Here is a 16,904-nt window from a genome sequence, read left to right as displayed (position 1 = left end):
TTTTAACATTATACAATAATCCAACGTTTAGTGAATGTAATCATCTTTTTCCAGAAATTGATTTAAATTTTCTAATATTTCTGGTTCATCAAGACCAAAATTGGAAAGTTCACTGTTATCGATTAGAATTAATAGAAATTTTTCCTTTTTTATAAGGAAAATTCCAAAAGAGTTAGAAAAATGAAAAATAATATTTTCATACTGAAGAGAATTTCTGAATATTTCAAGATATGCTTGAACTATATTTTTGATCTCTTTGGATTCTTCTAAATTTGAAAAAATGCTTCCCTGAGAAGAATAGATAAGTTGAATATTTTCTTTGTGAAAATATTTTTCTAAAAGTTTCAGTATGGGAATTTCTTTTTCTAGTTCATTTATTGTTTCTTCCTGATTAATTTTTAATTTTCTATTTTCCGAAGACTTTTCAGTACTTCCAGAAATTAAGGAAAAAAACTCCATTTGATCTATATTAATTTCTTTTTCTATAAGTTTATCAAAAGGTAAAAGATTAACATCTTTTATTTCATTTTCTCGAGAAATAAGAAATTTGATAGCTTCGATTCCTGATAAATTTTCTTCTCCTTCTATTTTTGCTTTTATAATTTTGCCTCCATGAATATGTATAATCCCTTGTCTATCTCCAATTTCTACAACAATAGACCATTTACTTTTTGTTCCTAGTAGGTTTAGCAAGAGCTCTTTGAAACTCATTTCCTTTCCCTTATAGTTATTAAATCATCAATTGTCTGACTTACATCAAATAGCCACTGTTTAAGTTTCTTTATGCTTTTGTCTATTGAAAAGAATACAGATAGTCCTGGATCAGCAATATAAATAAGAAAGAAATCAAGTTTACGAGAATATCCTTTCATTATAAGGATAATTTCTTTTGTATCTAGCTGACAAACAAGAGCTCTTGGAGGTTCAAATCCTCCTATTTTTAGACCAGGTTCTGCTTTTTGATGAAATTTGGAAGCTGTTTGAAAGAGTTTGATAGCATAAGGGTAGATTTTATCTACATTGTAGTTTTTATTTTTATGCTTGGAAAAGATTTTCAATCCATCAGATGAAAATATTGCTGTTGCAATCCATCCACTTGCCTCAATTTCAGTACACTTTTTTTCCAAGTACTCGCGGAGATTTTTTATTTTTTCTTTATCTTTCTTTTTAAAGATTTTTAACATACAAATCTCCGTTAAAAATTTTTGTTATGAAATTAATAATTTCAGATACTTCTTCTTTCTTTCTTGGATCTATTGTCTTTACAGGAAATCCAAATTGCTTAAAAGTTTTAAAATTATTGATTTTTGCCTCATCGCAATGAGTAATAAGTATCATTTTAAAAGCTTTTGAAAAGGAATTTGTTTTAGAAAAGAAATCGACGTAAAACTTTAATTTTCTGACATCTTCATACGCAGGATGAAGAAAGAGAATTCCGTCAAAATTTTCACCTATTATTTCCCAGATAAAGTCAAATTTTTCTTGTCCTGGTAATCCAAAAAACAAAAATTGGTGAGTTTCCTTTTTCGAAAAGTTCATTTCTATTCCAACAGTAGTTGTTGTTTCTTTTTCTATTAGATTTTCTACATCGAATTCTCTTTCTTCAGTTCCTATGAATTCTTGAGGATTTATATTCTTTATGAAGGTAGTTTTTCCTGCATTGTAGGGGCCACAGACGATGACTTTTTTCTTCATGAAATCCTCCTTCTAACATTTTTCTCTCTGTGTTCAACGTAAATTTCATACTCTGGAAATTTTTCATGAGTTTGAAATGCAAGGAGTTCTGCAAGTGCTATAGATCTATGCTGTCCCCCAGTACAGCCAATAGCGAAAGTAATGTAGGCCTTACCTTCTTTTTCGTACATTGGTATTAAAAATTCTACAAGTTTTAAAATTAAATCTAAGATTTTTTTACTTTCATCAAACTGCATTATGTAGTCAACTACTTCTTTGTCCATTCCTGTTTTTGGTCTTAATTTGGGAATGAAATGAGGATTGGGAAGGAATCTAACATCAAAAATATTATCTGCTGAAGTTGGAATTCCATATTTAAAACCAAAGGATAAAAAAGTTATTTTTAATCGAGGTTTTTCTCCGGATATTAAACCTTTTATAAATCTTTTTAGCTCATGAATTGTCATTTTGGATGTATCTATTATTATGTCTGCGTATTGTTTCATAGGTTTTAATATTTCTTTTTCTTCCTCTATGAGTTCTTCGAGTCCTTTTTCAGGTTCATACTTTTCAAACGGATGAGGTCTTCGCGTTTCACTAAATCTTTTAATAAGAATATCTTTATCGGCTGTGAAATACCAAACCTGTACTGCAAATTGTTTTTTTAATTTTTCAAGTATTGAAGGAAAGGCATTTCTAAATCCCGGATTTCTTATGTCTATAACAAGAGCGGCCTTCTCAATTTCAGGATTATCCTCGATGAGCCTAATGAGACTTGGAATAAGGTCGGGAGGAATGTTATCTATACAATAAAAACCTAAATCTTCAAGATGCTTCATTGCGCTGGATTTACCTGCTCCAGATTCTCCAGTTATTATGAGTATTTCTTTTTCTTTCATCTTTTCAACTCAAATACTTTAACATTATTTAAAAAAGGTTCAGGAATGAACAGTTTATCCTTACAATAGCCAATATCTGCTGGAGCTGAACTTAAAGTTAGCCTTTCAATTCTACCATTTTTTAGTTTGTAGATTGCTCCGGCAGAGAAATCTGAAATCAGTATAGTGTTATCGTCAAGAACAATAACTCCGTTAGGATTAACTAAACCAGTAGTTAAGGTTTTAAATTTGTTGTGTTCTATTTGGATTATTTTTCCACCACCCCAACTTGCTACTATCATCTTTCCACTACGAGTAAAAGCAATTCCTTTTGGTCCTTGAAGTTCAGAGCTTTTTATGAACAAAGATACTTTGTAAGTTTTTGTATCTATTCTGTATATAGTATTTGTTTGTGTATCGCTAACATATACATGGCCTTTCCCGTCATAAGCTGTGTCGTAGAGAAATCGTGCTTGAGGAATTTTGATTTTCTTCAAAATTTTGCCATTTTGTGGATTAGCAACTACTACAGTGTCTATATCTGCTACAAAGAGCTTTCCATCTGCAAACGAAATTCCTTTTGGAGCATTAAGTCCGGAAATTAATTCTCTCTTAAGGATATTTCCTTTAAGATCTGCCAAAGTAATGTAACCGTTTCCATCTTTTTTATCTGGTAAAGGATTACCTATATTTGAAATATAAAGTTTTCCTTTATAACACTGGCTACTTTCAGGATACTTCAATCCTTGATTAAGGTTAAAAAGAAGAATGAGTGTGAAAGCGGCAACAATTCCTGCTGTTATCCCCATTTTAGTTTCTCCCTTAAGGTTTGGTAGTAGGATTTTTTTGGATCTCTCAGTATAAGGAGGTCATAAGGAGAACGGGTTATTTCTATAACATCTCCTTTTCGAAGTTCTATTCCCTCTTGACCGTCAAAAATTACCATTACTGTTTCGCTTTCTGTCTTAAGTTTTGCAGATAGACATATTCTTCCTTCAAGAACGAGAGGTCTTAAAGTTAAAGTGTGGGGACATATAGGAGTTAATAGCATTGCACTTAAAGTTGGCATTAAAATTGGACCTCCTGCAGAAAGAGAGTAAGCAGTTGAGCCTGTAGGAGTGGCTACTATTACTCCATCGCCTCTAAAGGTTGTTACGTATTCTCCATCAGCTTCAACTTCAATTTCTATTATTCTTGCAAGAGTATCTCTTTTTATGGCAACTTCATTAACGCACCTATAGATAGATATGTGCCCATTTTTCCTTAAAATTTTTACTCTTATTACGGGTCTGTTTTCTACTATAAACTCTCCTTTTAAAAGTTTTTCAAGACTTTCTTCTATTCCGTCAATTGGAATTTCCGTTAAGAAGCCAAGTGTTCCAAAGTTAATTCCAAGAAGAGGAACAGGTTTTTTATCTACTAGTTTGGCAACTGTCAAAAAAGTTCCATCTCCTCCAAGAACAAGAATTACATCAACTTTATCTGGTAGTGTCAATCTATCTACTATCTTTACGTAAGGTTTGCATTCTTTTCCCGTTAATTTGCAAGTTTCTTCATCTGTATAAAGTCTTACAGGATAACTTTTCAGTTTTTCTATAATTCTTTCTATTCCCTCTCCGCTTTTAGGCTTAATAGGATTTGCAATTAAGCCGATGTTCTTATATGCAACTTTCTTTCCTTCTGTCATCGCCTTCCACCTTTATGATTTTGCACATTTCGTAAATTCTTGATTCTGTTCTTTCGTCAAACTTTGAAGAAAAACTTTCTTCCGTGGGTAAATCAAATCGTAGATTGGTTGTTATTATTGTTGGCAAACTATTAACGTATCTGTAGTTAATAATTGTTGAAAGTATGTCCTTTGCCCAATCGGTATTTCGTTCTGCTCCAACATCATCAAGAAGAAGAAGAGGAGCTCTCATTACTGTTTCGAGGATTTCAGTACTCGATTCGCTGGTTTCAAATGTGCTTTTAATGTCTATTAGTAAGTTTCTAAAGTCACAAAAAATACCTCTTACTCCTTTGTAAGTTATGATATTTTTAAGAGTTGCTGTTGCAAGATGAGTTTTTCCTGTGCCTGGTGTTCCGTATAAAAGAAGTCCCTTTTCGATGAAAGGAAAAGTATAGAAGAAATCTTCGCACTCTTTTAGAGCTCTCAATTGAGTTGCAGTTTTAGGTTTAAAATTTGAAAACTTACAGTTTTTATATCTAACAGGGATTTTTGAGGATTTCAAGAAAATGGATATAGAATTTTTAAATTGACATCTACACCTTACCGCTTTGCGTTGACCATTTAGATTTTCTATAATCCAACCACTGCCACCACATAATGGACAGTTCAAAGTTTACCTCTATAATTTTATTTAGCTTATCTGTTAATTATAGTCTTTGGAGAAGGAGATGGATATCATAGAAAAAGTTATAACTGGAAGAAGAATCACTGAAGAAGAAGCATTGATGCTGCTTGGAAAGTTTGATCTTTTAACTCTTGGAAAACTTGCAAATTACATTAGAAATAAAAAGCATAGTGCAAAAGAAGTTACTTTTGTTATAGATAGAAACATCAACTACACTAATGTTTGTATCTGTAAGTGTCGTTTTTGTGCTTTTTATAGGGATAAGGAATCTCCTGATGCTTACGTTATAGATAAAGATACTTTGAGAAAAAAAATACAGGAAACAATCAATCTTGGAGGGACAGCTATTCTTCTTCAAGGGGGACTTCATCCAGATCTTGATATAGAGTTTTATGAAGATTTAATAAGATTTATAAAATCCGAGTTTCCTCAAATTCACATCCATGGATTTTCAGCTCCAGAAATTACTCATATTTCGAAAGTTTCAAATCTTTCAGTTGAAGAAGTATTGATTAGGCTAAAGGAAGTTGGTCTTGGTTCTATTCCTGGAGGTGGAGCGGAAATATTGAGTGATAGAGTAAGAGAGAGGATAGCTCCAAATAAAACAAAAACGAAAGAGTGGCTAGATGTTCATAAAACAGCACATAGATTAGGCCTTAGGACAACAGCGACAATGATGTTTGGAAGTATCGATACAGATGAAGATATTGTAGAGCATTTAAGAGTTATAAGAAGATTGCAAGATGAAACAGGAGGATTTACGGCTTTTATTCCTTGGAGCTATCAGCCTAATAATACAGAACTAGGAAAGGAAGTAACGGAGAAAGCAAGTGGAGAAAAGTACTTAAGAGTTTTGGCAGTTTCAAGAATATACCTGGATAATATTGATAACATCCAAGCTTCGTGGGTCACTCAAGGCGGAAAGATGGCACAGGTAGCCTTAAAATTTGGTGCAAATGATTTTGGTTCATTAATGATTGAAGAAAACGTTGTTGCTGCTGCTGGAGTAAGCTATAAACTTCCTCTTTCAGAAATTGTAAGGCTTATAAAAGATGCTGGATATAAACCTTGTCAGAGAGATACTCTTTATAGAAAAATTAGGTATTTTTAAAAAGGAGCTCTTTGATAAATTCCACATAGTGCTTAAAAATAAAATTTATAATACTAAAGCTGGAATATTCTATTTTGCATCCAAGAGATATAAAAGTTCTCTTTCCTTGAATTCTTACAACTTCTACTCTAAGTATTTGGGTTTTCTGTACAATTGTCAGCTTTGTTCCTGTTTCTAAATTTTTAAACTCTGGAGTAGATGTAATAAGGTTTATCCCCTTCAAGCTTATGTCTTGGATATAGACATCCCCTAAGTAGTTACTATCTTTAAAAGCCTTAAACTTACCTGCATATTCGGGGCAAAAAGTATATCTATTGAAAAATCTTTTTTCTTCTTTGGGTTTTCCCACTAGTTCTATGATTAAGGAATCATCTTCTAGTGATTTTGTTGCTAAAGCTTTTATTAACACTAAATTACCATTTTCTGTTTCCTCTTTAATTAATAAAAACTCCTTTTTTTCAATAAGATTATTTATTCCCGGAGGTGTAAATTTTTTTGCAATAAATTGCTTATTTTCTAAATCCACTACTTTAAAACTAAAGAACATAGGAACCTTAAAAGCTTTTAATCCAAGTTTACAATTTACTTCTTGGAAGTATATACCGTCGTATCGTTTATTTTTAACCATTTTCTACCTTTTTGAGAAGTTCTTCAAATAAACTTGCAACTTCCATTACTTTGTTTTCTAATTCATGGAATTTTTTATCTACAGAAGATTCCTTGTTATCAATGGAAGATATAATTTCTTTTGATATCTTAAAACAACTTTCAATTACTGTTTCTAGTTGGTTTGCTAATTCTGTTATACCTTCTGCCTGAAGATTTTTCAATTCTTTTTGAAGCCAAATTTTTATTTCTGAATCATCAAACTGAAGTATTTGCTGACCAAGTTCTTTTGCCATTGGCAATTTGGCTACCCAGTCAGAGAAAAGTTCCATACCTTTAATAATAGTTATTAACTTTCCGATGTCGAATCTTGAAATATTTTCGTGTACAGACTTTACAGATGCTTTCGTTCTATAAATTCTATCTTCTAATCTTTCAAAGACTTTATTGAACTTTTGCATTTCGTCATTAATAGAAGATACGTTTTCCCTTACAGTGTCTAATGCTCCTAGTTGCTGTTTAAGAGAAAAGAGAATGTTATCTGTAACTTCAGAAAGAGATTCAACTTTAGAACGTATTTTAACTAGGACTTCTTCTGTTTTAGCCATTTCCCCTTTTACTTTCATTGCTTCGTTTGCTCTTTCTTCAAGGTCTTGAGAAAATTCTTCTATCATGTAGATAATATCATTAACAATGTTTCCAATTTCCTCTGCAGAACTAACAGTTCTTGTAGCCAGTTTCCGTACTTCTTCAGCTACAACAGCAAATCCTCTACCTGCTTCTCCAGCTCTTGCTGCTTCGATTGCTGCATTTAAAGCAAGAAGATTGGTTTGATCTGCAATATTTTTAATAGTTTCAACAACATTCTGAATTTTGTTAGAACCTTGTTGAAGTTCTTCGATTTTAGATCTCAGTTTTATGACTTTATCGGCAAGTTCTTGAACGTCATTTACAGATTTAGAGACTATTTGCGCTCCTCTTGAGGTTTCGCAATCAACATCTTCTACTTCTTTGCTTGCTGTGTTTATTAACCTATTTACATCAGAAATTGAATTTGCTAAGACTTCTGAAGAAACTGAAAGTTCTATGAACTTTTCTCTAATATCATTATTCTTAAGGTCTGTATTAAAGAGCTCCATTATAAGAATACTTGCATCTGTAGATACTTTTGCAGATAATTTTTCAAGTTCTTCAAAAGTACTCTTTATCCACGATATGAACTTATCAAATTCAGCAGCTAAGAGTCCAAGTTCGTCATCTTTATTTAAAGAAAGTTTCTTTGTAAGCTTTCCTTGTTCAATTTCTCTCATTGTTCTTGTCATTGCTTGTATTGGCATAACAATAGCTCTATAAGAACTTAGGGCACCTATTCCGATAATTATGAGACTAAATAAAGGAAGAATTCTTACAAAAAAACTTAAAAAATCTAGGATGTTATCGGTTTCTTTTTCTACTTTAAATCTGAGCTTTTCTAAAGCTTTTTCTTTTTGGGTAAGCTCACTTATTAAAATTTTTGGATCAATATTTGTTTTTTTAATTTCAGATATTGTAGAAAGCAAGATAGAATAAGCTTCTGATGCTTTTGGATTGTTAAATTCAGATAATTTTGCTAAATCTTCTTCAATAATTTTTCCAATTTGAGAAGAGATTTCTTTTTGACTATTTTCATTTTTCAACAAGAGAAGATTTTTAGTTTCAACAACATCTTTTTCTATCTTAGATATAGTTCTAGCTAAGTTATTAGAAGACCTGAATTCTTCCAATTTAAAGTGAATAAATTCTGTTAAGAAAAATATTATTAAAACCTCAACTACTAATGAAACTACTAGTTTTGTTTTTATCTTCATTACCTTCCTCCATTTTTGTTTTTATCTTCATTACCTTCCTCCATGTTATTCAAACTTATTTTTATAATACCAAATTTCTAAGAATGGTTAGATATAATTGTAGCAAATTTTGGTTTTGTAAGGAGGAAATCTTTGAAACAGAAGGAGAAGCTGTTTAAGATTAAGATAGAAAAACTTGTATATGGTGGTAAAGGTCTTGGGAGATATAACGGTAGAACAATTTTTGTTCCTCAAACAGTTCCTGGAGATGTTGTTTTAGTAGAAGAAGTTTCAAGAAAAAGTGGGTATAGTGAAGCAATAGTTAAAAAACTTCTTGAGTCTGGAGAGTCAAGAATAAAGCCAAAGTGTCCTTATTTTGGTAAATGTGGAGGATGCGATTGGCAGCATATTGAATACGAAGCTCAAGTAAAGTTTAAGAGAAATATATTGGAAGAAAATCTTCAGAAGATCGGAAGAATAAAAAAACCTAATATTGATGAAGTTATTCCTTCTGAATCTGGCTGGAATTATAGAAATAGAGCTCAGCTGAAGGTAAAAAACGGAAAAGTTGGTTTCTTTGCAAAAGGAAGTCATCAGGTAGTTGATATAGAGAGGTGTTTTCTCCTAAAAGAAGATATTCAGGATATAATGCCTAAATTAAAAAGACTTTTAGAAGAACTTCCTACGGAGCCTTCAGAGTTTCATATTTACTCTTCATCAAAAAATGAAGTCTTATTGAAAATTGTTTATTCAGGCAAGTTTAAAAAAGTTAATTTAACTACCGAGGATGTTCGAAAAATTCTTGAGGTAAATCTTGTAGGATTTGGAATATACAAGGTTTGTTCAGATGGTTATCCGGAAAGAATAAAATTTTTTGGAAGAGATTTTACGTATGAGACAGTAGGTAAATTTAAGTTTCGAGTAAGTGCAGATTCTTTCTTTCAAGTAAATAGATTTCAAGTTTTTAATCTTATAGATAAAGTTTCTAAAGCAGCAATGGAACATCAATATAATTTAGCAGGGGATCTTTACTGTGGAGTTGGAACGCTAACAATTCCAGTAGGAAGGTATGTTCATAGAGCTTTTGGAGTTGAAGCAAATTTTTCTGCAATTAGTGATGCTCTTTACAATAAGGATATAAATGGCTTAAGAAGTGTAAATTTTTACTGTAGGGAAACAGAGGAAGGATTAGATATTGTAAAAAATCACAATCCAGATTTTGTTGTGGTTGATCCTCCAAGAAGTGGTTTGAGCCAAAGAGTAGTAAGAGAGCTGGCAAATCTTCCACGACTTAAGAAGATAGTTTATGTTTCTTGTAATCCTTCTACTTTAGCAAGAGATATAGCTTTGTTCCATCAATATGGAATAAATATGGAAAGGGCTAAACTTATAGATATGTTTCCCCAAACTTACCATGTTGAAACAATAGCTTTCTTGAGGAAGGTGAAGTGATGTTAAAGGTAAAATTATTTGGAGTGGAATTTGAAAATCCTGTTTGGACAGCGTCTGGGACGTTTGGTTTTGGACTTGAGTATGCTTCTTTCGTTGATCTAAATAAAGTTGGAGCAGTTTGCGTGAAAGGACTCTCTATAAACCCGAGGGAGGGAAACGAACCTCCAAGAATTTGGGAAACTCCCTGTGGAATGCTTAATGCAATAGGTCTTCAAAATCCAGGAGTTAAGTATTTTATTGAGAAAATTGTTCCGGAGGTCCAAAAGTATAAAACAAAAGTGATTGCAAACATTTACGGCTCAACAATTGAAGAGTATATGGCTGTTGCAAAAGAGCTAAAAGGTGCTCCTGGAGTAGATGCTGTAGAGCTAAATATTTCATGTCCAAACGTTAAAAAGGGTGGACTTGCCTTTGGTGTTGACCCTGTTGAAGCTGCAAAGCTTACAGAAGCAGTAAAGAAGAGTACTGACAAGCCTGTAATAGTGAAACTTTCACCGAACGTTACAGATATAGTAGAAATTGCAAAGTCTGTAGAGAGTGCTGGAGCTGATGCCCTTTCAGCTATCAATACACTTCTTGGAATGGCAATAGACATTTACAAGAGAAAGCCAAGGATAAAGAATAAATTTGGAGGTCTTTCAGGTCCTGCAATCAAACCTGTAGCAGTTAGAATGGTCTATCAGGTATCAAAGGCCGTAAAGATTCCCGTTATTGGAATAGGAGGGATTTCCACTTGGGAAGATGCAGTTGAATTTTTCCTTGCTGGTGCTTCTGCTATTCAAGTAGGAACTGCCAACTTCTTTAATCCAAAAGCAGTTGAAGAAATAGTAAAAGGATTAGAAGACTATCTAAAAGAAATGGGTTACTCTCATATTTCTGAGCTTGTGGGAGATTTAAGAGAAAATTAATACTGATATAATTTTTTCTCTAGAAAAACTTTTCAATTCAAGGAGGAGAACATGATTCTTTCATTCGGAGAAATTCCACACGAGCACGAAATTGTAAACATTGCTTATGCTTTTGCTCAGCAGAAGATGAAGACTTGGTTTAATGGAGAGCTCCCAATTGATCCTGTAATGAGAGTTGTTTCAATGCTTGAACAGCAAGCTGAACAATTAGAAGCTAACGGTGTTAAAAATATTACTATACAGATTACACATGCTGCTGATGAAGACGGAGAAATGGTTGTTAATGTTTGGGGAATGGGAACAATAGTAAGAGTTAAAGGAGTTGAAGAGAAGAAGACAGAGGACGGGGGAAGAGAATGAAAATAGGAGTTATTGGAGGAAGTGGACTTTACAACATTGAAGGGCTTACAAATGTTGAAGAGATTTCTCTTGAAACACCATTTGGAAGACCTTCTGATAATTACATTCACGGTAAGCTTGCAGGAAAAGATGTCTACTTTCTTCCAAGACACGGTAGAGGACACGTTTACCTTCCGTCCGAAGTTCCTTATAGAGCAAACATTTACGGTTTTAAAATGCTTGGAGTTGACTGCATAATTTCTGTTAGTGCTGTTGGTTCTATGAAAGAGGAAATAAGACCTGGAGACTTTGTAATTGTTACTCAATATTTTGACAGGACAAAGAACAGACCTTCAACCTTCTTTGGAAACGGAATTGTTGCTCATGTTGCATTTGATAAACCTACCTGCGAGCTTTTAAACGAAATCATTTACAACGCCTGCAAAGAAGAAGGAATTCCTGTTCATAGAGAAGGAACTTACATATGCATAGAAGGGCCTCAGTTTTCTACAAAAGCTGAGTCCAAAATTTATAGAAGCTGGGGAGTTGATGTAATTGGAATGACAAACATTCCAGAAGCTAAGCTTGCAAGAGAAGCTGAAATTCCATACTCAGCAGTGGCTCTGGCAACAGATTATGATGTCTGGAAAGAGGGAGAAGAGGTTAGTGTTGAAAAAGTCCTTGCAACAATGGCTAAAAACATAGAAAATGCTAAAAAGATGCTAAAAAGAGTTATAGAAACTCTTAAACCTGAAGACCTTGAGAATTCTCCAGCAAGAACGGCACTTGTTGGCGCTATACAGACTAAACCTGAATACATTACAGATGAAATTAGAAAAAGACTTGAACTAATAATCAAAGATAGGGTTTAATCTTAGGGCTCCTATTGGAGCCCTTTTAAATTACTATTTTTTTCCTTAAATCATTTGGAATTAACCTTAAAGCTTCACTTTCCTGTATTTTCTTGCTATCAGTTTCACCATTGATATTTATGATTACAACTCTGCCGTAGCCTTTTCCGTAAGTATTTGCAAAATCGTAAATTCCACCAACTACAACCAACCTACCATCTTCTACGTAGTTTTTATAACGTTCAAGAGCTATCTGAACTTGCCAATTAACGTTTTTTTCAACTCCCTCAAGCCACGTTTTTAAAAAAGATTCTGACTTATTTACTTTTGATAGGGGAATATGTAAATGGTCTAGTTCATTTCTTATACTTTCTAATTCTTTTTCATAACCTTTTAAAAATGTACCAATAGCTCCACAATTAACATGGCCAAGAATAAAAAGAACAGGAGTCTTCAAGTAAAAAATGCCATAATCAACAGAACCTTTGGAATTCTCAATTTGATTTCCAATATTTCTAACTACAAAAACTTTATCAATCATATCCTCAAAAAAAAATCTTTGGTTGAACTCTTGCATCTGAACATGTTAAAAGAGTTACAACAGGATTTTGAGTTTCAATATGTTCTTCAAAAAACTCCTTTCCCTTTGAATTTACAAAATCATCATTACCTATGAGAATTTCTCTGATAACTTTTGCAGGAAGTAAATTCTTCATAATGGACACTCCTTAAGCTGAATTTCTAAAACTGTTCTGTTTTAAGTTTTTTACAAACATCTTCTGGCTTTACTCTCTTAAGACTTTCTCTATCTTTCTTGATAGTTTCCCAATCTTCACCAATTTCTTTTAAAAACCGAATAAAGGCTTTTATCTCAGGCTCAGTAGGTTCTAATAAAGAATACTTAATTTTAATGCCTTCTTTTTCATCCTTTACTATTCCAAGGTATTTAAGCCTTGAAAGATGGGATGATACTGTTCCCATAGAAAGGCCAAGAACTGCTGCTATTTCACAGACATAGGCAGGTCTTTCTTGAAGGAGTTTAAAGATTCTTAGACGGTTTTCTTCACCAAGTGTTTTAAGAACTTCCGCAAATTTTTTCATCTATCAGATTCCTTTAACTTTCTAATAAGTCCGGGTCTAATTTTATCTGCAAGGTCTGCAGCACTAGTAGCGAGAATTTTAACATTCTCAAAGCCTTCGCTTATAAGATAAGCATAGGCTAAAGTTGCTCTTATTTTTTCAGGACAAAAAGTTGCAACAAGTTTATCTTTTGGAATTTTGTCAAGGTTTTGAGGAAGTTGGTCAAGGGGAATATTAATTCCAAAGTTAAAGCTACAAAGATTAACTTCTTCTTTAAATCTGACATCAAGCATTATAGCTTTGCCACTTTTCCACAGTTCTATGAACTTATCGACTCCTATCTTGTGTCCTCCTGAAGCTAGAAATTCAATGTCCATCTTCATGATTTTTTCTTTCAGCATGACGACCTCCTTAAAATTAGTGTATTAAATAAGCTTCATTAAAAACTTTATTCCAAGGAGGAAAAATATCACTCCAAGTATTTTCTTTAGATGTTGAGGTTTAAGATATTTATGTCCAATAAAGGCTGCTAAGTAACCTGCAATACCGGCAGGAAATGCTGCTAATAAAGTTATACTCCAATCAACGCTTCCCATTTTCAAGTAAGTCAGAAAACCTGTAAATGATGAAAGAGAAACTGCAAAAGCAGTAACAGTTGCTATCTTCTTGGGGTTAAATCCTGCAACTATAAGAATAGGAGATATTAAACCACCACCTCCAACTCCTAAGAATCCAGAGGTAAATCCTGCAACTAAGCCTGTAAGAACTGGCAGAGTAATAGATGACTTTTCTTTAAAGAGCTCCTTTTTTGGTATGTAAATCATTGTTCCTGCAAAAAAGAGAAAGAGAGTAAAGGCTATTCCAACTACTTTCTCTGAAACAAAGTGAGAAAAATAAGCACCAAGTGGTGCAGCAAGTATGGCTGTAATAGCTATTGGAAGGGCAAGTTTAAAATCTACTACTCCTTTTTTAAGATTATGAAGTGTTGCAGAGAAAGTAGAAACAAAGTTTGTAAAAAGTCCAGTAGGTCTTGCGATAGAAAAAGGAATTCCTAGAAACACTAAAATCGGAATGAGAGCAACTGCTGAACCAAGTCCCCCAAGCCCAAAGATAAATGAAGTGATAAAAGAGACTAACCCTATTTCCAAATAACTTTCGCCAATCATTTCTACCTCCCTTTCTTTACTCTTTCTTTACGAAGAACAACGTTTTGATTATTGACAAAATAATATATATGTTTTAATTTTGCAAGTACATAGAATCCGAGCTAGAGGAGATGATATAAAAGATGTCACCCCCTGAAATTCGGGACTATAGTAAAGAGGCAACCTTTAAAGGCAGGAGGCTGGATTTTTCCCTGGGGAATAAGCCCCGTGCGTGGAGATTAGCCGATGCCTCCTGCCGGCTAATTATAGTGGCGGGAAGCGCCGTATTGGAGTATGGGAATAGTTCCGAAGCAGAGGTTGCAAAACACAAAACATATCAGGGGGTAGAGATGAAGGAGAAGGTAGAGAAAACACTGTATGTCGGAGTGGACTACCACAAAAACAGCTTTACAGCAGCTTATTTAGATTGTCTGACAGGGATACTTAATACCAAGAAGTACGAAGCAGAAGAGTTAGAGAAATTTAAAAATCACCTAACAACTTTTAGGAAAAAAGGATATTCAGTAAAAGTTGCGGTAGAAACCTTAACAGGAGTAACATTTTTTACGGAGGAGATAAGGAACTGCGTTGATGAAATAACTTACGTTAACACTAACAAATTTAAGAACATTCTAAAAGGTGTTAACAGTGCTAAAAACGACAGGATAGATGCAGAAACGATAGCCATTTACTATGAAATGGGCTTACTTCCGACAGTTTACGTCCCGACGAGAAAAGAAAAAGAGCTAAGGATAAAGATGAAAGAGAGAGATAGCTTTGTAGATATGAGAAAAGGGGTAATTAACAGACTTCATAGCCTATTGCTTGAATATGGGATAAAGACAAACAAGAGAGAACTCACCACGAAGAAAGGGATGGAAAGGATAAAGGAAGAAACGAAGAAGAAAGTGCCTCCGTCATTACGAGAAACGATATGGAGGCAAATAGAAACAATAGAATACTTAACAGATAAGATAAGAGAGACAGAAGAAGATATCAAGAGTTTTATAGGAGAAGATGAGGAGCTTAAGGGAAAAGTAGAACTTCTAAAAAGCATACCTGGAGTAGGAGATATAGTAGCTATAGCCTTTATATCTGCCGTATGTAACGAAGAGAGGTTTGAAAACGGAGACAAGGTAGCGGCTTATTTTGGACTTGTTCCTCGTGTTAATAGCAGTGGAGACGAAGTTAGAAATGGAAGGATAACAAAGAAAGGGGACAGCAGAACGAGGAACAAGATTATCCAGGCTACGAGAGCGTTATTGAACAGCAAGTTAGACAATTCAGTTAAAAGATTTTACGAAGGGTTAGTTAAGAAAGGTTTAGAGAAGAAGAAAGCGCTGATAGCTGCGGCGAGGAAATTGGTTAAAGTAATGTTCGCAGTTTTGAGAGAGAGAAGGCAATTTATGGATTTTGTTGAAAATAAATGCAACCTCTGTGTTGGGGGTTGACATCTTTCATAGGAGGAACTATGAAAGAAGTTAAGGTTATTAGCGCTGTTAACTGTGCAAACTGTGAAGCTCTCTTTCAGCTAGTTAAGGATGCAGTAAAAAACTTTGGTCTTAATGCTAAGGTGGAAAAAGTTGTTGATTTTAAAGAAGTAGCAAAATGTGGTGTTCTCACAACTCCAATTTTGGTTGTTGATGGAAAAGTAAAGCATGCTGGTAAACCTCTACCAACCTTAGATCAGCTTAAAGAACTTATTGAGGAATAATTCATGTTCAGGATTCACGAGTTATTGGCAAATTGGGTTGTTTACAATCTACTTAATTTAAAGGCTGGAGAGCGTCTTACTGAAGCTATACACTTTTTTATTTACGATACGTTGAAAATTTTTACTCTTTTAGTGGTGATAATATTTTTGATTTCTTTTGTAAGAAGTTATTTTCCCCTTGAAAAAACAAGAAGGATTCTCTCAAGGTACAAAACCTTTTCATATCCTCTTGCGGCTTTTCTTGGTGTTTTTACTCCTTTTTGTTCCTGTTCTGCAGTTCCAATGTTTATTGGGTTTGTGGAAGCAGGAATACCTATTGGATCAGCCTTTAGTTTTTTGGTAGCTTCACCAATGGTAAACGAGATAGCTATAGGATTGCTTTTAGCAATCTTTGGATGGAAAGCTACTCTTTTGTACATTACTTTAGGTTTAGTAGTTGCGGTTATTGCTGGAATATTTATTGATACTATAAATCCTCGTTCTCTAATTGCAGACTACGTTTTTGAGATAAAAATAGAACACCAAGAGAAAGAACGTTCCTTATCTATTGATGAAAGAGTAAAGTTTGCGTGGAGTACAGTTAAGGAAATACTAAGCAAAGTTTGGTTATACATTCTTGTTGCTATAGCAATAGGAGGATTTATTCACGGTTATGTACCGGAAAGTTTAATAGAAAATATAATGAAAAAAGGGAATATTTGGTCCGTACCTTTAGCAGTTTTGTTAGGAATTCCCCTTTATTCCAATTCAGCCGGTATTTTGCCAGTTATTCAGGCTCTTGTTAATAAAGGAGTTCCAATAGGGACAGCTCTTGCATTTATGATGGCTACAACGGCACTTTCGTTTCCAGAATTTCTAATACTTAAGCAGATTATGAAAACAAGGCTCATAGTAATTTTTGCATCTATAGTTGGTGTATCGATTATTTTTGTTGGATACTTTTTCAACTTTTTTCTTAATTAGTTG

Annotated in this window: 22 protein-coding genes; 8 read left to right on the top strand and 14 right to left on the bottom strand. The window is 33.6% G+C overall.

What is annotated here, in order from left to right; translation table 11 throughout:
- Positions 1-27: 27 nt before the first annotated feature.
- From DESTER_RS07720 to DESTER_RS07690, 7 genes are read right to left on the bottom strand one after another with little or no spacing between them, the layout of a single operon-like run.
- The gene (locus tag DESTER_RS07720; protein ID WP_013639077.1) at positions 28-711 is read right to left on the bottom strand and encodes a hypothetical protein; all 684 of its coding nucleotides are present in this window, start codon (positions 709-711) and stop codon (positions 28-30) included.
- A complete protein-coding gene (locus tag DESTER_RS07715) occupies positions 708-1,184 on the bottom strand; it encodes a hypothetical protein (RefSeq protein ID WP_013639076.1) in 477 nt (158 codons plus the stop codon). Before DESTER_RS07715 ends, DESTER_RS07720 begins: the two co-directional genes overlap by 4 nt.
- Positions 1,168-1,695, bottom strand: a complete 528-nt coding sequence (locus tag DESTER_RS08105; protein WP_013639075.1) for a GTP-binding protein — start codon at positions 1,693-1,695, stop codon at positions 1,168-1,170. Before DESTER_RS08105 ends, DESTER_RS07715 begins: the two co-directional genes overlap by 17 nt.
- Positions 1,692-2,573 carry an RNase adapter RapZ gene (rapZ, locus tag DESTER_RS07705; protein WP_013639074.1) on the bottom strand — a complete coding sequence of 294 codons (882 nt, stop codon included), beginning with the start codon at positions 2,571-2,573 and terminating at the stop codon, positions 1,692-1,694. Before rapZ ends, DESTER_RS08105 begins: the two co-directional genes overlap by 4 nt.
- On the bottom strand, positions 2,570-3,361 hold the full coding sequence (locus DESTER_RS07700) for a Vgb family protein (protein WP_013639073.1): 792 nt from the start codon (positions 3,359-3,361) through the stop codon (positions 2,570-2,572). The genes rapZ and DESTER_RS07700 overlap by 4 nt, the downstream gene beginning before the upstream one ends.
- Entirely contained in the window at positions 3,352-4,239 is an 888-nt protein-coding gene (locus tag DESTER_RS07695; protein ID WP_013639072.1) for an NAD(+)/NADH kinase, read from the bottom strand. Before DESTER_RS07695 ends, DESTER_RS07700 begins: the two co-directional genes overlap by 10 nt.
- On the bottom strand, positions 4,211-4,891 hold the full coding sequence (locus DESTER_RS07690) for an ATP-binding protein (RefSeq protein WP_013639071.1): 681 nt from the start codon (positions 4,889-4,891) through the stop codon (positions 4,211-4,213). Before DESTER_RS07690 ends, DESTER_RS07695 begins: the two co-directional genes overlap by 29 nt.
- A 58-nt stretch (positions 4,892-4,949) precedes the next feature.
- Here DESTER_RS07690 and mqnC point away from each other — a divergent pair, with 58 nt between their 5' ends.
- Entirely contained in the window at positions 4,950-6,017 is a 1,068-nt protein-coding gene (gene mqnC / locus DESTER_RS07685; RefSeq protein WP_013639070.1) for a cyclic dehypoxanthinyl futalosine synthase, read from the top strand.
- Here the strand turns inward: mqnC and DESTER_RS07680 are convergent.
- Both DESTER_RS07680 and DESTER_RS07675 read right to left on the bottom strand, forming a co-directional pair.
- Positions 6,004-6,645: a PilZ domain-containing protein gene (locus tag DESTER_RS07680; protein WP_013639069.1), complete on the bottom strand. Its 642-nt coding sequence runs from the start codon at positions 6,643-6,645 to the stop codon at positions 6,004-6,006. The genes mqnC and DESTER_RS07680 overlap by 14 nt on opposite strands.
- A complete protein-coding gene (locus DESTER_RS07675) occupies positions 6,638-8,470 on the bottom strand; it encodes a methyl-accepting chemotaxis protein (RefSeq protein WP_013639068.1) in 1,833 nt (610 codons plus the stop codon). Before DESTER_RS07675 ends, DESTER_RS07680 begins: the two co-directional genes overlap by 8 nt.
- A gap of 132 nt (positions 8,471-8,602) precedes the next feature.
- Between DESTER_RS07675 and DESTER_RS07670 the strand changes: the two genes are divergently transcribed.
- Genes DESTER_RS07670 through mtnP form a run of 4 tightly spaced genes read left to right on the top strand, consistent with a single transcriptional unit; the run spans position 8,603 to position 12,020 of the window.
- A complete protein-coding gene (locus tag DESTER_RS07670) occupies positions 8,603-9,901 on the top strand; it encodes a class I SAM-dependent RNA methyltransferase (protein ID WP_013639067.1) in 1,299 nt (432 codons plus the stop codon).
- Positions 9,901-10,809 carry a dihydroorotate dehydrogenase gene (locus tag DESTER_RS07665; RefSeq protein ID WP_041737539.1) on the top strand — a complete coding sequence of 303 codons (909 nt, stop codon included), beginning with the start codon at positions 9,901-9,903 and terminating at the stop codon, positions 10,807-10,809. Before DESTER_RS07670 ends, DESTER_RS07665 begins: the two co-directional genes overlap by 1 nt.
- 51 nt (positions 10,810-10,860) lie before the next feature.
- Positions 10,861-11,169 carry a hypothetical protein gene (locus tag DESTER_RS07660; protein WP_013639065.1) on the top strand — a complete coding sequence of 103 codons (309 nt, stop codon included), beginning with the start codon at positions 10,861-10,863 and terminating at the stop codon, positions 11,167-11,169.
- A complete protein-coding gene (gene mtnP / locus DESTER_RS07655; protein WP_013639064.1) occupies positions 11,166-12,020 on the top strand; it encodes an S-methyl-5'-thioadenosine phosphorylase in 855 nt (284 codons plus the stop codon). The genes DESTER_RS07660 and mtnP overlap by 4 nt, the downstream gene beginning before the upstream one ends.
- A 25-nt stretch (positions 12,021-12,045) precedes the next feature.
- On the opposite strand, the gene DESTER_RS07650 is transcribed toward mtnP, so the two are convergent.
- From DESTER_RS07650 to DESTER_RS07635, 5 genes are read right to left on the bottom strand one after another with little or no spacing between them, the layout of a single operon-like run.
- The gene (locus DESTER_RS07650; RefSeq protein WP_041737536.1) at positions 12,046-12,540 is read right to left on the bottom strand and encodes a carbonic anhydrase; all 495 of its coding nucleotides are present in this window, start codon (positions 12,538-12,540) and stop codon (positions 12,046-12,048) included.
- Between the two features lie 4 nt (positions 12,541-12,544).
- Complete coding sequence (locus DESTER_RS08310) at positions 12,545-12,715, bottom strand: carbonic anhydrase (protein WP_169308668.1); 171 nt, start codon at positions 12,713-12,715, stop codon at positions 12,545-12,547.
- A gap of 25 nt (positions 12,716-12,740) precedes the next feature.
- Positions 12,741-13,100, bottom strand: coding sequence for an ArsR/SmtB family transcription factor (locus tag DESTER_RS07645; protein ID WP_013639063.1), 360 nt, complete (start codon positions 13,098-13,100; stop codon positions 12,741-12,743).
- Positions 13,097-13,480, bottom strand: coding sequence for a rhodanese-like domain-containing protein (locus DESTER_RS07640; protein WP_013639062.1), 384 nt, complete (start codon positions 13,478-13,480; stop codon positions 13,097-13,099). The genes DESTER_RS07645 and DESTER_RS07640 overlap by 4 nt, the downstream gene beginning before the upstream one ends.
- A gap of 24 nt (positions 13,481-13,504) precedes the next feature.
- Positions 13,505-14,245, bottom strand: a complete 741-nt coding sequence (locus DESTER_RS07635; RefSeq protein WP_013639061.1) for a sulfite exporter TauE/SafE family protein — start codon at positions 14,243-14,245, stop codon at positions 13,505-13,507.
- 122 nt (positions 14,246-14,367) lie between these two features.
- Between DESTER_RS07635 and DESTER_RS07630 the strand changes: the two genes are divergently transcribed.
- The 3 genes from DESTER_RS07630 to DESTER_RS07620 are packed head-to-tail and all read left to right on the top strand — an operon-like array spanning position 14,368 to position 16,901.
- On the top strand, positions 14,368-15,675 hold the full coding sequence (locus tag DESTER_RS07630) for an IS110 family RNA-guided transposase (protein WP_013638118.1): 1,308 nt from the start codon (positions 14,368-14,370) through the stop codon (positions 15,673-15,675).
- A gap of 20 nt (positions 15,676-15,695) precedes the next feature.
- Positions 15,696-15,938 carry a thioredoxin family protein gene (locus DESTER_RS07625; protein WP_013639060.1) on the top strand — a complete coding sequence of 81 codons (243 nt, stop codon included), beginning with the start codon at positions 15,696-15,698 and terminating at the stop codon, positions 15,936-15,938.
- Positions 15,939-15,941: 3 nt separating this feature from the next.
- Positions 15,942-16,901 carry a permease gene (locus DESTER_RS07620; protein WP_013639059.1) on the top strand — a complete coding sequence of 320 codons (960 nt, stop codon included), beginning with the start codon at positions 15,942-15,944 and terminating at the stop codon, positions 16,899-16,901.
- Positions 16,902-16,904: the final 3 nt, after the last annotated feature.

The organism is Desulfurobacterium thermolithotrophum DSM 11699, from assembly GCF_000191045.1.
GTDB classification, from domain to species: Bacteria; Aquificota; Aquificia; order Desulfurobacteriales; family Desulfurobacteriaceae; genus Desulfurobacterium; species Desulfurobacterium thermolithotrophum.
Note: the sequence above shows the minus strand (reverse complement) of the source record. Positions and strands in the feature narration are given on the sequence as shown.

Excerpts from the sequence above, each read along its gene's own strand:
- DESTER_RS07720 (WP_013639077.1), bottom strand. The coding sequence starts at position 711 with ATGAGTTTCAAAGAGCTCTTGCTAAACCTACTAGGAACAAAAAGTAAA.
- DESTER_RS07715 (WP_013639076.1), bottom strand. The coding sequence starts at position 1,184 with ATGTTAAAAATCTTTAAAAAGAAAGATAAAGAAAAAATAAAAAATCTC.
- DESTER_RS08105 (WP_013639075.1), bottom strand. The coding sequence starts at position 1,695 with ATGAAGAAAAAAGTCATCGTCTGTGGCCCCTACAATGCAGGAAAAACT.
- rapZ (WP_013639074.1), bottom strand. The coding sequence starts at position 2,573 with ATGAAAGAAAAAGAAATACTCATAATAACTGGAGAATCTGGAGCAGGT.
- DESTER_RS07700 (WP_013639073.1), bottom strand. The coding sequence starts at position 3,361 with ATGGGGATAACAGCAGGAATTGTTGCCGCTTTCACACTCATTCTTCTT.
- DESTER_RS07695 (WP_013639072.1), bottom strand. The coding sequence starts at position 4,239 with ATGACAGAAGGAAAGAAAGTTGCATATAAGAACATCGGCTTAATTGCA.
- mqnC (WP_013639070.1), top strand. The coding sequence starts at position 4,950 with ATGGATATCATAGAAAAAGTTATAACTGGAAGAAGAATCACTGAAGAA.
- DESTER_RS07680 (WP_013639069.1), bottom strand. The coding sequence starts at position 6,645 with ATGGTTAAAAATAAACGATACGACGGTATATACTTCCAAGAAGTAAAT.
- DESTER_RS07675 (WP_013639068.1), bottom strand. The coding sequence starts at position 8,470 with ATGAAGATAAAAACAAAACTAGTAGTTTCATTAGTAGTTGAGGTTTTA.
- DESTER_RS07665 (WP_041737539.1), top strand. The coding sequence starts at position 9,901 with ATGTTAAAGGTAAAATTATTTGGAGTGGAATTTGAAAATCCTGTTTGG.
- DESTER_RS07660 (WP_013639065.1), top strand. The coding sequence starts at position 10,861 with ATGATTCTTTCATTCGGAGAAATTCCACACGAGCACGAAATTGTAAAC.
- mtnP (WP_013639064.1), top strand. The coding sequence starts at position 11,166 with ATGAAAATAGGAGTTATTGGAGGAAGTGGACTTTACAACATTGAAGGG.
- DESTER_RS07650 (WP_041737536.1), bottom strand. The coding sequence starts at position 12,540 with ATGATTGATAAAGTTTTTGTAGTTAGAAATATTGGAAATCAAATTGAG.
- DESTER_RS08310 (WP_169308668.1), bottom strand. The coding sequence starts at position 12,715 with ATGAAGAATTTACTTCCTGCAAAAGTTATCAGAGAAATTCTCATAGGT.
- DESTER_RS07645 (WP_013639063.1), bottom strand. The coding sequence starts at position 13,100 with ATGAAAAAATTTGCGGAAGTTCTTAAAACACTTGGTGAAGAAAACCGT.
- DESTER_RS07640 (WP_013639062.1), bottom strand. The coding sequence starts at position 13,480 with ATGCTGAAAGAAAAAATCATGAAGATGGACATTGAATTTCTAGCTTCA.
- DESTER_RS07635 (WP_013639061.1), bottom strand. The coding sequence starts at position 14,245 with ATGATTGGCGAAAGTTATTTGGAAATAGGGTTAGTCTCTTTTATCACT.
- DESTER_RS07630 (WP_013638118.1), top strand. The coding sequence starts at position 14,368 with ATGTCACCCCCTGAAATTCGGGACTATAGTAAAGAGGCAACCTTTAAA.
- DESTER_RS07625 (WP_013639060.1), top strand. The coding sequence starts at position 15,696 with ATGAAAGAAGTTAAGGTTATTAGCGCTGTTAACTGTGCAAACTGTGAA.
- DESTER_RS07620 (WP_013639059.1), top strand. The coding sequence starts at position 15,942 with ATGTTCAGGATTCACGAGTTATTGGCAAATTGGGTTGTTTACAATCTA.